Source organism: Paenibacillus thiaminolyticus (assembly GCF_007066085.1).
GTDB classification, from domain to species: Bacteria; Bacillota; Bacilli; order Paenibacillales; family Paenibacillaceae; genus Paenibacillus_B; species Paenibacillus_B thiaminolyticus.
Genome location: NZ_CP041405.1, coordinates 6546207 through 6559501, shown reverse-complemented (window position 1 = coordinate 6559501; position 13295 = coordinate 6546207). Strand labels below are relative to the sequence as shown.

At 53.8% G+C, this 13295-nt stretch carries 14 protein-coding genes; 3 read left to right on the top strand and 11 right to left on the bottom strand.

Translation table 11 applies throughout. From position 1 onward, the window contains the following. Positions 1-29: 29 nt before the first annotated feature. Together FLT43_RS28895 and FLT43_RS28890 are read right to left on the bottom strand one after the other, a co-directional pair. The gene (locus FLT43_RS28895) at positions 30-1223 is read right to left on the bottom strand and encodes an MFS transporter (RefSeq protein WP_087440074.1); all 1194 of its coding nucleotides are present in this window, start codon (positions 1221-1223) and stop codon (positions 30-32) included. A gap of 15 nt (positions 1224-1238) precedes the next feature. After that, positions 1239-1688, bottom strand: coding sequence for a MarR family winged helix-turn-helix transcriptional regulator (locus FLT43_RS28890; RefSeq protein ID WP_244193982.1), 450 nt, complete (start codon positions 1686-1688; stop codon positions 1239-1241). A 183-nt stretch (positions 1689-1871) separates the two neighbouring features. Here FLT43_RS28890 and FLT43_RS28885 point away from each other — a divergent pair, with 183 nt between their 5' ends. Next, positions 1872-2645 (top strand): MerR family transcriptional regulator, encoded by a 774-nt coding sequence (locus tag FLT43_RS28885; protein ID WP_087440075.1) that lies wholly within the window; start codon positions 1872-1874, stop codon positions 2643-2645. A gap of 44 nt (positions 2646-2689) precedes the next feature. Here FLT43_RS28885 and FLT43_RS28880 read toward each other — a convergent pair whose 3' ends face one another. The 6 genes from FLT43_RS28880 to FLT43_RS28860 form a co-directional block, all read right to left on the bottom strand. Then, positions 2690-3013 (bottom strand): AzlD domain-containing protein, encoded by a 324-nt coding sequence (locus FLT43_RS28880; RefSeq protein WP_087440076.1) that lies wholly within the window; start codon positions 3011-3013, stop codon positions 2690-2692. Next, positions 3004-3726: an AzlC family ABC transporter permease gene (locus tag FLT43_RS28875; protein WP_087440077.1), complete on the bottom strand. Its 723-nt coding sequence runs from the start codon at positions 3724-3726 to the stop codon at positions 3004-3006. The genes FLT43_RS28880 and FLT43_RS28875 overlap by 10 nt, the downstream gene beginning before the upstream one ends. Next, complete coding sequence (locus FLT43_RS28870; RefSeq protein ID WP_087440078.1) at positions 3723-4559, bottom strand: TrmB family transcriptional regulator; 837 nt, start codon at positions 4557-4559, stop codon at positions 3723-3725. The genes FLT43_RS28875 and FLT43_RS28870 overlap by 4 nt, the downstream gene beginning before the upstream one ends. A 419-nt stretch (positions 4560-4978) precedes the next feature. Next, a complete protein-coding gene (locus FLT43_RS30405; RefSeq protein WP_240927448.1) occupies positions 4979-5092 on the bottom strand; it encodes a YjcZ family sporulation protein in 114 nt (37 codons plus the stop codon). Positions 5093-5326: 234 nt separating this feature from the next. Further along, entirely contained in the window at positions 5327-5437 is a 111-nt protein-coding gene (locus FLT43_RS30400; RefSeq protein ID WP_087440079.1) for a dihydroorotate dehydrogenase, read from the bottom strand. Between the two features lie 209 nt (positions 5438-5646). Beyond that, positions 5647-6405, bottom strand: a complete 759-nt coding sequence (locus FLT43_RS28860) for a DUF1836 domain-containing protein (RefSeq protein WP_087440080.1) — start codon at positions 6403-6405, stop codon at positions 5647-5649. 259 nt (positions 6406-6664) lie between these two features. Here FLT43_RS28860 and FLT43_RS28855 point away from each other — a divergent pair, with 259 nt between their 5' ends. Together FLT43_RS28855 and FLT43_RS28850 are read left to right on the top strand one after the other, a co-directional pair. Then, complete coding sequence (locus FLT43_RS28855) at positions 6665-7954, top strand: hemolysin family protein (protein WP_087440146.1); 1290 nt, start codon at positions 6665-6667, stop codon at positions 7952-7954. Between the two features lie 1104 nt (positions 7955-9058). Beyond that, positions 9059-9709: a TetR/AcrR family transcriptional regulator gene (locus FLT43_RS28850; protein WP_087440081.1), complete on the top strand. Its 651-nt coding sequence runs from the start codon at positions 9059-9061 to the stop codon at positions 9707-9709. 53 nt (positions 9710-9762) lie between these two features. Here FLT43_RS28850 and FLT43_RS28845 read toward each other — a convergent pair whose 3' ends face one another. From FLT43_RS28845 to FLT43_RS28835, 3 genes are all read right to left on the bottom strand, one after another. Next, positions 9763-10863: an ABC transporter permease gene (locus FLT43_RS28845; protein ID WP_087440082.1), complete on the bottom strand. Its 1101-nt coding sequence runs from the start codon at positions 10861-10863 to the stop codon at positions 9763-9765. Continuing rightward, positions 10860-11597 carry an ABC transporter ATP-binding protein gene (locus tag FLT43_RS28840; RefSeq protein WP_164776673.1) on the bottom strand — a complete coding sequence of 246 codons (738 nt, stop codon included), beginning with the start codon at positions 11595-11597 and terminating at the stop codon, positions 10860-10862. Before FLT43_RS28840 ends, FLT43_RS28845 begins: the two co-directional genes overlap by 4 nt. Before the next feature lie 148 nt (positions 11598-11745). Then, positions 11746-13236 carry an oligosaccharide flippase family protein gene (locus FLT43_RS28835; RefSeq protein WP_244193990.1) on the bottom strand — a complete coding sequence of 497 codons (1491 nt, stop codon included), beginning with the start codon at positions 13234-13236 and terminating at the stop codon, positions 11746-11748. Positions 13237-13295 lie beyond the last annotated feature (59 nt).

Genomic DNA, 13295 nt, shown 5'->3' with positions numbered 1-13295 from the left:
CTTCTGTGCTGAGATAACGGATGGTTCGCTTACGCCGACAGATCCGCCTTGCTCCGCTGTCTCATCGCTCCCCCCTGCACCATCGCGTATACAAGCAGGAACAGAACCATGAAGCCGGCGGAATACCGGTACATGACGGCATAGCCCGTGACGGCCGAGATCGCCCCGAGCAGAAGCGCTCCGGCAGCGACCCCGAGATCGGTCGCGTTGTAGAACATGCTGTTCGCCATGCCGTATTGCTCCTTCGGCACGAGCCGGATCATCCAGGCCTGAATCGTCGGCTGAATCGCGCCGAACCCGAGCCCGTACAGCAGTGCGGACAGGATCAGCATCGGGATCGAGGCTGTATATGATAATATCGTCAGGCTGGCGATAACACAGATAGCCGCCGGGATCAGCACGGCCGCATGGCCTCTGCTGTCAAAAATCCGGCCGGATATCGGCCGGATCAGGATGATCGTGACGGCATTGAACAGGAAGAACAGCCCGACCTGCTCCAGATGCACCGCTTCGCCGAACAGGGCAATGAATCCGAGCAGCCCGCTGTAGGTAACGGACAGAATGACATTGAGCAGAGCCGGGAACAGCAGCTTCGGATGGAAGGACTGCATCTGCCGGGACGCGCCGGCGGCTCGGGGCTGCCTGCGTTCGGGAGGGATCGAGCGGGTCAGCAGCAGGATCGGGAAGATGAGCGCGACGGTTACCGTCCCGATGATGGTCAGCGTGCCGAATCCGGCTTGCTTCATGACATTGAGTCCGATCATCGGTCCGATGGACATGGCGAGGCTGGTCGACAAGCCGAAGTACCCGATCCCTTCCCCCATGCGGGGGAGCGGAATGATCTGGGACACCATCGTCGGGATAATCGTGCTGGCCATCCCGAACCCGATGCCGTATCCCACCCGCATCAGCAGGAGGGAGCCGATCGAATCGGCCGCTGCGTAGATGGCCGTCATCACCGCGGCGGCGGCAAGCCCGATATACATGATGACGCTGCGCTTCATCCTCCGCATCAGCGCCGCGGTAATGAAGCGGGTCACGATGGCGGAGGCAGCGAATACGCTGGTGACCAGGCTGACGGTTACATCCCCGGCATGGAATTCATTTTTTACATACGCGGGAAAGGAAGACAGCAGCATCTGTAAATTCAAAAACAATAAAAACGAACAAATCGTTAATGATAGGAATGATTTTGTCCAAAGCGGTGTTGATGGTTCCTTCATCAAGTGTCTCTCTCCTTATTCTCTGTCTGGTAATTCATTCACATGGCTGTTGACGCGGAGAAGAAGCTCGATAAGCAGATCATATTCGTCTTCCGACATACATTGCTTGATGTCATGAATCATTTGCTGCTCGATTGGCGAGGTTCGCTCGATCAGCGCCTTCCCCCGCTCCGTAATGCGGACGAGGAAGGAACGGCGATCATGCTCTCCCGGTGTCTTGAACACGAATCCCTTCGCTTCCAGATGATCGAGAATCCGCGTCGTCGTCGGCTTATCCTTCCCTGATCGCTCGGCAATTTCTCTTTGAATCAAGCCGTCGGCCCGGCTAATCTGATACAGGATGGTCCATTGCTCCGGCGTGATGTCGTACTCCTTCAAGCGATGCTGGAACAGTGTCGACACCTTGCGATAGGTCATGCCCATTACGAAGCCAATGGAATGGAACAGACGATTCTCTTCGGTCAAGCCCGCAGTCCCCTTTCGGTGATTAAAATCAATATAGTTGCCTAAACAACTATATGCCTAACAACTAGAATTGTCAATGGATATCCCACAACGGCCGCTGGTCATATATTATGCAGGGCTTGAAACTGACGCAGCGTCATCTTATATAATAGGGAGACATTATGCAAGTAAGGAGGAAGCATCGTGATTCCGATTCAAGATGTGACCAGAACGACCGGCATCACCGTCCGGACGCTCCGCTATTACGACCAAATCGGGCTTCTGAACCCGGCAGGCAAGACGCCCGGCGGACATCGGCTCTATTCGGATGAAGATTTGATGCGATTGAAGCATATCCAATTTTTGAAGCAGATGGGGTTCCGCTTGCAAGAGATTGATGAGATGCTCGCCATCCATGACCTTGATTGGTCGGCCAGTCTGAACAATCAGCTCGCCTATGTGCTGGAGGAGCAGGAGAAGCTTAAGCAGATGGAGATGCAACTGCGCGAGCTCATTCACAGTATGGCTGTCGAAGGAGATGCGAAGGGCAATGCGATTCAGAAGCTGATTCAACTGTCCGGACGCAGTCAGGAGACGCGCAGGAAATACCGCAAGCTCCTGTTCCAGGAGCATGAGCAGAAGCTGATGTCGCGCCTGCCGAGAGTGGATGGCACCGATCCCGATTCGCTGGAGTGGCTCGGGCTCATCGCACAGCTCCGCAAGCATATGGATGCCGGACCGGCTTCGCCCCAGGTGCAGCGCATTATTCGGAGAATTGCCGAGAAGAGCGAGGAATCCTTTCCCGGAGAAGCGGAATTTCTCGATAAACTGTGGGAAATCCGGAAGTGCCCGGAGCAATCCGCCCAAGTCGGGATGTATCCGCTGGAGCCTGAACTGCTGGAGCTGTTCGAGCAGGCGTATGAGCTCTATCTCGCCGGCGAAGATGTTCAGCAGCGGAAGCAGGAGGCGGGTTCCTAAGCGGCGAGCGGCCTCCTTCGCTCGCCGCATCCGCCTGCCGGGCGCTACAGCACGGAGGCGGCATAGCGGAGCAGCGCAATGACTGCCATCCCGGTCACGACCGTAATGAGCAAGCTCCGGGTGAAGTATGCGGCGGCGAATGCGGCCGCCGCGGCAATGAGCGGCAGCAGGGAGCCGCCTTCGCTGCCGACGAACAGCTCCTGAGCCAGAAGGGCCGACATCACCGCGATCGGTATGTGGCTCAACCAGTTCTGCCCCCATTCCGGCAGCGGCTTCTTGCTCAGGACGATAAGCGGCAGCACCCGCGGTATCAAGGTAACGAGCGCCGCTCCCGCCAGCATCAAGAGAAAGCTCCATCTTACTTCCATTTTTCCATCCACACCCCTACGCTTGCCGCGATAATAATAGCGATTAAGACACCGGCGCTCTTGGACAGGAACATCGTCCCGGCAATGGCTGCCGCCACGGCGCAGCCTGCGACCGCCAGATCCACCCTGAACTTGGACCGTTCCAGCCACTGCAACATGAACAGGCCGATGAACATCGCCGGCAGGGCAAAATCTAACCCGTACTTCTCCGGCGAGTCGATCCAGTGTCCGAATACCCCGCCGGCCAGATTGGCGGCGAGCCAATTGAGATAGGCGGTCACATTCAGTCCGAGCATCCACCGGTAGCTCCCCTGCGTCCGCCCCGTCAGCTTCGTAACAGCAACGCCGAAGGTCTCATCGGTCAGCTGGGAGCCGATCAGAATATTTTTCCAAGCGGGCAGATGACGGAAATAAGGAGACATCGCCGCGCTCATTAACAGATGGCGCAAATTCACAAAAAACACAGTAAAAATAATGGCAAAAGCGGGGCTTCCCGAGGCGAGCATGCCGGCCACGATGAATTGGGCAGAGCCGGCATACAGAAATATCGACAGCAGCGCGATCTCGGCCAAAGACATGCCGGCCGTTTTCTCCACCACCCCGGCCGCGAAGCCAATGCTTAGATATCCCAATACCGTGGGAAGGCAGTCCCTTACCCCCAGCAAAAAAGGTTCATTTCTCGCCGCCGGCGCATTCATGTATTGTTGGTTCATGGTTCCTCCTCTGTCCGCCTTTGCTCCTCATACCGTTGTCCGGTGACGACATGGTAGAGCGCAGGATGATTCCGCCACAGCGCATCCAGCTTCTCCGCCCCGAACACGGCCGTTATCTCTTCAATCATGATGTCATGACGGATATACTCCGTCGCCACCAGGACGAGCACCGGGTCATGCGTCCGAACCGCCCAAGAGGCAGCGTCGCCGGAGAAGTTCGCGATCAGCACCTCCTCACCGTCGCGGGACACGATGGTCAAGCGCCCTCCGGCCCGATCCTTAACGACTTCCGGCGGCATATAATCATGATGGAAGGTCGTCCCGATACGGGATTCCGGCGCGCCGAAGAGCACGGAAAACACCTGGACCCCTTCCCGCAGATGCGTCTCCACCGCTTCTTGAACGACAGGCACCTGCGGCTCCCAGACAGACAGCCACAGCTCGTCCTCCGCCCTTCCGATCATATCCGCCATTTCATTCAGCACCAGTTCATCACTGCGGATATGCCAGATGACATCCATGTCCCGCTCCCGCTGCAATAGCGACAGTTTTTGTTCCAGAAAAGAAAAGGATTGCTCAAACTGATTCCGCAGCCGATCGATCAGCTCGCGGGAAGGGACCGGCGAGTATTTGACCGGATCGGAAGGCACGAGATGAACGGCCCCCTTATCCATCAGCTTCCCCAGCACCTCGTAAATCATAGAGCGCGGCACGCCGGATCGCTTGCTGATCTCATAGCCTGTAATGGGGTGAACCTTCAACAGTCCAATATAGGCTTTGCACTCATACGGAGAAAAGCCGAGCTTCTGTAACTCCTTGAACACGTCCTCCATGGGGCACATCCCTTCTTGCGGCATCTGGTCTCCTATGTGGCGTTATTCCTCTAACTACTATTGAGCAGGTAAAGAAAAACGGCTCCGCACTGGGCGAACCGTGTTCGGCCAGCCAGGCCGCGTCGTTAGATTACTACTCACTATAATGCCGCTTCCCCTTCCTGTCAATGGTCTCTCCCTGTACTTTGACCGTGAGCAAACACCTTATCTACTAAAACATTCTATCCTTTCTCCATAGCTATCCCATACCAACGCTGTGGAACAATCATACGATGTAAATACAAGAAGAGAAAAATGCGATTGGCAAAAGCGCCGTAAAAACAGGGGTGAAAAAATAGCCCTGCAGCATCAGCAGGGCATGATATAAGACAACCTATAAGCACAGACGCATGAGGGACCCAATCATCCTATCGTTGTTTTCAATAAATGCATGCGCGAGAAACGATAACGAGCAAGATGAACAGAACCAAGATTACACCTGTAGAAGTGAAGAGATGATGAAAATGTCCGTACCCACCTTTGATATCACCCATCAGGCAGCCCTCCTTTTATGAATATACAGCATTATACTGGGTTAATCCCAGGGATGACTTGGCTATTGCCCATAGAACAGGAATTAGGCGATAATCAACGAAATGATAACCATACTTAGAGGTTGCTCAAATCACACGCAGCGGAATTCAGAAAGCCCTGCTCAAGAAGCAGGGCTTGCGATGAAAGTGATCTCGGAGCGCAGACGCAGAGGGAAAATTTCCATTCAGGTGTCTCTAATAGATGAACGCACGAGAAACGATGACGAGAAGAATGAACAATACCAAGATTACACCAATCGAAGTAAAGCCGCCACATCCACACGAGAAGCCTCCAACTTCACCCATTTGAGCATCCTCCTTTCGCTAGGTTCATACTCATCATATTGAAGTGGCTGTCATTGTGCCTTGGCTATATCCTATACGGAAATAAATAGGCTTTAACGCTTCCAGCTTCGGCAAAAAGCAAGCGGCGCCCCTATCCTGACGGATGCGAGCGCCGCTTTGCTTCTCATCTCTGTAGCTCATCTTGCCGCCGATCATGCTTCGGAATCAAGCTACGATTCAAATTGCAGGAACACGTTGGCGGTGTAATATCGCTTCGCGATATCCTGCAGGTAGGAGGCCTGGACGGAAAGAACGGCGATGACGAGGCAGTTGCTGACTGCCTTCCGGCAGGCCCCGGATAGGGCCCATCCTTGCGCCGTGCGGTCGGCCGTCGTCTTGACGAGCTGCTCCAGGAGCGCATCCTGCGCCCCCCCGGCCGCAGCATGTCCGGCCACGTCGAACAACTGGTCATTGTTCGCGTCCAATTCCTCGAACATGCCGGCATAAGCATGATAGACCTGAAGCGGATCGATTCCTCCGTGCCGATCGCGGAACAGCGAATCGAACAACGTTCGAATCGATACGAAGTCAAGCGTGCACTTCAGATCGTCGATCATGAACAACAGCGCCGCTTGATTGACCGAATATTTGCGCCCCTCCTTAATACTGGCGAATAGATCTTTGAAGTCGCGCTTCACCCAATTCTGAATCGATGTAATCGAAATATTCGAATGCTCTATCAAATGGCCCAGATCCGCAATTTCCTGCAGCGAGAATCCGGCAAACGTCTGGCCCTGAATCAATTTTCTAATGATATGCGGCATATCCAGCGACAGGAGCGACTGCATTGAATCCCCTGCCGCCTCCGCATTACCGTGAGTATTCGACCAGGCGACCTGAAGTATGGCCAACGGCGACTGGCGCTGCATTCCTTGCAGCGAGAGCAATAGAGACGACATTTCTTTGCGAGTCAGCTTGAAAGACTCCATCTGCTCCCCTCCTTGCATTGCAAAAGTTCATATGAACCTAATATAGCACTGTTCAAAATTGCTTGTAAAGAGGCGAAAAACAAAGGGAATAGCCTTCCACACGGTCCTCAATAGGCATAAACCGGACCGATTCCCTCAAATTGAGCCCTGCCGCCAGTTGTACATCCAAGGTAAAGTTCGTAAAATTAGTTCATAAGAACTTAAATCTATTTATAAAGGGATGAGACAAGATTATATGGGTATAGGATTGAATCTATTCATGATTGCTGTATTGATTATGCTGACTGCGTTCTTCGTTGCGACCGAGTTCGCTATCGTGAAGCTGCGTTCCAGCAGAGTTGATCAGCTCGTGCTGGAAGGCCACAAGAAAGCGCTCGCCGTTCAGCAAGTCACCAGCAACATGGATGGATATCTGTCAGCCTGTCAGTTGGGAATTACGATTACGGCGTTAGGACTCGGGATGCTGGGCGAGCCGACCGTGAAAGCGATGCTGCTCCCATGGTTGACGGACTTGAATATTAGCAGCAATGTCAGCCATGTGTTGTCCTATGCCATCGCATTTGTGTCCGTTACCTTCCTCCACGTTGTCGTCGGAGAGCTTGCGCCGAAGACGCTGGCCATTCAGAAGGCCGAAGCGATCACCTTGCTGGCAGCGAAGCCAATCATATTCTTTTACAAATTGATGTACCCATTCATCTGGCTTCTTAACGGCTCTGCGAACCTGCTGGTCCGGACCTTCGGGCTTAAGGCGGCCGGCGAGCATGAGGAAGCTCATACTCAGGAAGAGATTCAGATCATCCTGTCCGAGAGCCTGCAGAGCGGGAAGATCAATAATGCCGAATACGGCTATGTGAACCGCATCTTCGCCTTCGATGAACTGCTGGCGAAGGAGATTATGGTGCCGCGAACGGATATGGCCTGCCTCTATACCAACTATTCGTTGGAGCAGAATCTGGAGATTATCCGCAAGGAACAGTACACCCGCTTCCCGGTCGCGACCGGCTCCAAAGACAATATCATCGGCATGATGAACACGAAGCAGCTGTTCCTGGAGTATGACAGAGAGAAGGACTTTGATTTCCGAACCTTGATTCACCCGATTCTTACCGTACCTGAGGCAATACCGGTCAAGACGTTGCTGACACGGATGCAGAAGGAAAATATGCATATGGCCTTGCTCGTGGATGAATACGGCGGGACATCGGGGATTATTACGATAGAAGATATATTGGAAGAAATTGTAGGCGAAATTCGGGACGAGTTCGATACCAATGAACGCCCAGAAATAGAAGTGCTGGATGAAGGATGTTACCTGTTAGACGGCCTTGTGCCGCTGCACGAGTTCTGTCATTTGACCGGACTCGAGATCGACAATACGGAAGTGGACACGTTCGGGGGCTGGGTGTTCAATCATTACACCGAGCTGCACCGGGGCAAGGAATTGCGTTATGAGCATGTCCGCATGATTATCCGCGAGATGAGCAAGAACCGCATTCGCCAGATTGAAGTGATTGTCGAGGACAAAGCGGAAGTACCCGCAGTGGAATAACAGATTCCAGCGGCCATGATCGTGGCGGCTGGCGCTAGAATCGAGGCTGTCCCATAAGTACTTTTTTACTGCTGTGGGATGCCCGCAAAATTCAAAGAAAAGGTCGAGGCAGGGTTTTCATTCGTTCCCTGGTCGACCTTTTTTCTTCATCACTGCCCGCTTGAGCAGAGTTTGAGCCGCCCGACCTCGAAGGTGACTTTTGACAGGCCTCGAAGCAGGAAGCGTCTAAATCCTCTGTTGATTATTATATTTCAATTATTTTACATTTTTGAGAATAGTGGTTGATGAATCCTGCATAGATCAGGCTGTTGGAAAACCCCTGTTTTTTCGGAGGGGTGACTACCTAATCGAAACTTGGCATTCAGAGCGTCATCGCCTTCTGGAGACATCATAATCTCCTGGGGTTTAACGTGTGGAGGGAATTGCTGCTATTTTACAGGAATTTCGGCTCAATGAGTCCACATTTCGAGGAATTGCTGCACAGCTACATCATTTTAGGCCCTTTTGAGCTAAGTCGAAGAGAAACGGGTGAAATTCCTGCAGTTTTGCAGGATTCCCTTTCTGGGAAAGTCGTCCATATCGAATTGCTGTATTTGCGCAGGATTTCGCTTACCGAATAGGCGTAGAAATCGTGCAGTTTTGCAGATTTCGCTTAACGAATAAGGCGTGTCTGGAGAAATCGTGCAGTTTTGCGGATTGGTGCAGTTTTCAGGCCGTTGGACAACCCCCATTTTTTACGAAGGGCTGGAGATTATCCATTTTCCTAACCAAAACTTGGCGCTCATAGCGATTTTAAATCGATTTTTTCTACGGAGAGACGAAATCCACCACATAAAAAATGCAGTGCAAAAAAAAACCCTTGGACTTACTCAACAGCCTGAGTTTTGCAGGAATTCCTGTAATGAAGGAGCTCCCCAAGGAAATGCTGTCTGTTTGCAGTTTTCTCGGCAAGCCCCGCTGCATGAAGCAGGCCGGAGCTGTATCACGGCGGAGAGAATGGCTTTTGGGGCAGCCCCTTCTGCATTTAACAAATCCTATTGCTTTGTGATAAGCTAACGGTAACGTGACACGGAACGAAGGAGATAAGGAGTTGCCATTGAACCTATGACCGAGCCATGGATTGAAGAGCTGCTGCACGCCGATGCCAATGTGAAGATGACCGAGAAGCAGGTGCGGATCGTGAAGGCAGCGATTGAAGTGTTTGCGCAAAAGGGCTTTGCGGCTTCCTCGACGAGTGAGATTGCACAGCGCGCTGGCGTTGCGGAAGGCACAATCTTCCGTCATTACAAGACGAAGAAGGATTTGCTCCTCTCTATCGTGGCCCCTTCCATCGTGAAGCTGATGGCCCCGTTCGTGCTGCGCGAGTTCAAGGACGTGCTGGACACGGAGTATGAGAGCTACGATCAATTTTTGCGGGTCTTCATCGAGAACCGCATCGATTTTTTGCAGCACAATATGAGCCTGGTCCGCATTGTGCTGCAGGAGCTTCCCTTCCATCCTGATCTGCAGGCCCAGCTGCAGGAGATTATCGTCTCCCAAGTGAAGGAACGTGTCGAGAAGATCATCCGCCGCTTCCAGGCCGAGGGGAAGCTTGTCGAGCTGCCGACCGGCACGGTTATCCGGCTCACGGCTTCGGTCATTATCGGATATGTGCTGGCTAGATCCCTTTTTATCGAAAAGGAGCAATCAGAGTGGAATGACGAGCAGGAACGGGAAGCCACGATTTCCTTCCTGATGAAGGCGCTGACCCCTTGATCCAACAAGCAAGCCGCCGCAGATACGATCCGCGGCGGCTTTTCTGGTTCCATTTATATTTTGCGGTACTTCCGCAGCACGGCAATGTTCAGCACGATGAAGACGAGCGCGAACCCAAGCAGCACGACGAGATCGAAGTAAATATCAGACAGCCCCATCCCTTTGTACATGACAGCTTGCAGCGCATCCCCTCCATAATACATCGGCATGATCCGCGCCACCGCCTGCAGCCAATCCGCCATGCCGTCCACCGGGAAGATGCCGGCGAAGAAAACTTGAGGAACGACGACAAGCGGAATGAACTGCACCATCTGGAACTCCGAGTTGGCGAAGGCCGACAGCAATATCCCCAATGATAAAGCGACCAGCGCAAGCAGCAAATTAATGATAATGACGCTCCCGAGACTCCCCGCCATGACAATCCCGAGCACCTTGACCGAATAAAAGACGACGATAAGCGTCTGAATAACGGCGAACAGCCCGTAGCCGAGCAAATACCCGAATACAATCTCGCTGCGGCGAACCGGCGTCGACATCAGCCGATCCAGCGTTCCGGTCGTTCGTTCCCGCAGCAAGGCGATCCCCGAGATGAGGAAGACGAAGAAGAAGACAAAGAAACCGACGAGAATCGGACTTAACACATCAAAGAACGACGTGTCTGCATTGCCATACATATAATCGATCACAATCATCGGCTCCGCCGCATCGAGAGGGTTCCCTGCCGGAAGCTCAACCTTTCCAGGCAGCAGATGAGCCAGCCGTTCTGCCTGCTGCTTGGCGGCCTGAGCCGCAAGCGTCTGCATCACCTTCATCTGCAGCGCTTTGGCGGAGGCCGGATCCTCATTCCGCAGCGTAAGGGCGCCCTCCTCCCCTTCCCACTGCAGCACGCCGTCGAGATCCTCCTCGGCCAGAAGCTTCTTCGGTTCGATTCCGCCTGGATAAGCGATCGGTTCGATCTCCTTCTCCCGCAGCGCCTCTACCGTCACTTCATTTGCGCCGATGACGGCCAGCTTCGGATTCGCGGCGGAATCGCTCGCGAACAGGAAGTGAACGAGCGTCAAAATAAGCAGGGGCGCCACCATCATGAGCGCCAGGGTTCGTTTGTCGCGCATCATCTGCTGGCCAATTCGTCTGACTAGGGCTGCCATCCTCATGCGTCCATTCCCCCTGCCTTAATAAATATTTCCTCCAAGCTCTGAATGCCGAAGCGGCGCTTCAATTCGGCAGGCGAGCCTTGGGTCAGCAAGCGGCCTTCCCTCATCATCGCCAGCCGGCCGCATTTTTCCGCCTCATCCATGACATGCGTCGTCACCAATATCGATTTGCCCTCCTCCTTCAGCCGATACAGCTCATTCCAGATGGATAAGCGCAGCTCCGGATCAATACCGACCGTCGGTTCATCGAGCACGAGCACCTGCGGATCGTGAACGAGCGCAATCGCCAGTGACAGCCGGCGCTTCATGCCCCCGGAATACGCCATCACTTTTTTGGACAGATGAGGAGTAAGTTTAACCAGATCAGCCGCATAAGCAATCCGTTCCGACCGTTTCTTTTTGGATAGTCCGAACAGAGAGGCGAAAAACTCAAGATTCTCTTCTCCCGTCAGTTCCGGGTAAAGGGCATCCGACTGGGCCATATAACCGATGCGCTGCAGCATCCCGAGATTCGGTATCGATACGCCCCCCACCTCGATCTTCCCCTGGGAGGCCGAATCCATGCCGACGATTAGCTTCACCAAAGTCGTCTTGCCTGCCCCCGACGGCCCGATCAACCCATAGATCTCCCCTTCGGACACGGTCATATCCACGTCCGATAGAATGAGCTTCTTGCCATATCGCTTGCTTACCTGCTGGACCGTAATAATTACGTTACTCAAAGGATTCACCATCCTCGTCAAAATGTGAGTGAGTATTTACTCATTTTTATTATACCAACTTTATCCCTTATGTAAATCCGCGATTTCATTGACCGGGCAGCCGGAACGAAAGCAAAAGAGCGTCCCCCTTTTCCACTGGAGACGCTCATCGTAATTGCACTCATTGCATGAATGACTTCGCCCGAACGAGAAGGACGCTCCCTGCACCGAGCATATAGATCAGCATATGACCAGCCGCTTGCCAGAACGATGCCGACTCCGGATCGGGCGGAAGCGCGAATAAGAACAAGAATAGACTTAGGACGCAAAAAACCACTTCCCAGGTGATCCATCTCCAGGCGAACAGCTTGGCCTGCATGCGATGGAGCGCATATAGATTTATGAGCACCGCGATGCCTTCCAGCGCCAGAATGCCAATCGCCGCCGCCTCATATCCGAATCCGGGTATGGCCAACAGGAAGAACAGCAGGGCCGTCGAGAAGGCGATTCCGTTCAACAGTCCCATGAACGGAACATTTTTGCGCTCTTGTGTCCATAGAATACTTGTCGTCAGCTCGCGAAGCCCGACGACAAGCGGGAGAACCGCGAAATACCGAATCGGATCGGCCGCCTCGGGGGTATGGAACAACCAATGCGCCAATGGATCCGCGAACAATAACAGGAACATTCCGCTTAATAAGCCCCACGTCCAGCAGAGCTGAAGTATTCTCCGCACCATCAATTGATAAGAACGCAACTCCCCCTGCTGGTAATCGGAGGCCAGCTTCATCGTCATCGTATAAGAGATGGCGGCCGTCACGATCGTCGGCATATAAGCGACGATGACCGCCATTCCCGTAATGACGCCGTAGATCGAGGTCGCTTCCGAGAGCGTATATCCTGCCGTCTGAAGCCGGCGCGGTATGAGCAGCGAATCAATGAAGTCCGAGGCCGGCATTAACAGCCTCGTGAAGCCGATCGCCATCGAAGCGTGGACAATCGAGCGGACTTGGCCCCGAAGCGGCGGATGAGGTTCGATGGAGCCGGCGGGGAAGGATCGCCTTATTGCTAGACAGGCCGTGAGCAGCAGGAAGGCGGCCAGCGCGCCGATCGTCGTTCCTGTCAACCCGGCCCCCAGGGCGATGGAAGTCCCTTCGGATGCGAACAGAAGGACAAGCACAATCATCGTCCCGATCCGAACGGCCTGTTCCGCTATCTCGGAGAAGGAGATGGCACCGTACCGCTCTGATCCCTGCATATAACCCCGCAGCAGCTGCAGCAGCGGAACGGCTAACAAGGCAGGAGCCAGACAGCGGATAGCGGCTTCCACATCCGGGTTCCCGAGAAGGATGGCGATCGAATCCGACTGCATGTACATCAGGAGGCTGGCCGCGGCCCCGGCAAGCGCGACGATCACAGACAGCGTGCGAAAAGCGCCCCAACCTCTGGCCGGATGCTTGGCGGTAAATAACGCCAATGCCGTCGGCAGACCCCCCGTAATAATCATAAGAAAAATACCATAGCATGAATAGGCAATCTGGTATAACCCGACGCCCTCGGCGCCAAGAATGCGGGTCAGCGTTGCCCTCCCCACGAGACCAATGACCTTCCCCACGAGGATAGCCGCTGCCCGCAGAGCAGCCGGATTCATGACAGGCAGCTTCATTTCCATCACCCGACCATTCCAATCTTGTCCTCCCATTGTATGATTGGACGGGCCGGGTTATGTTC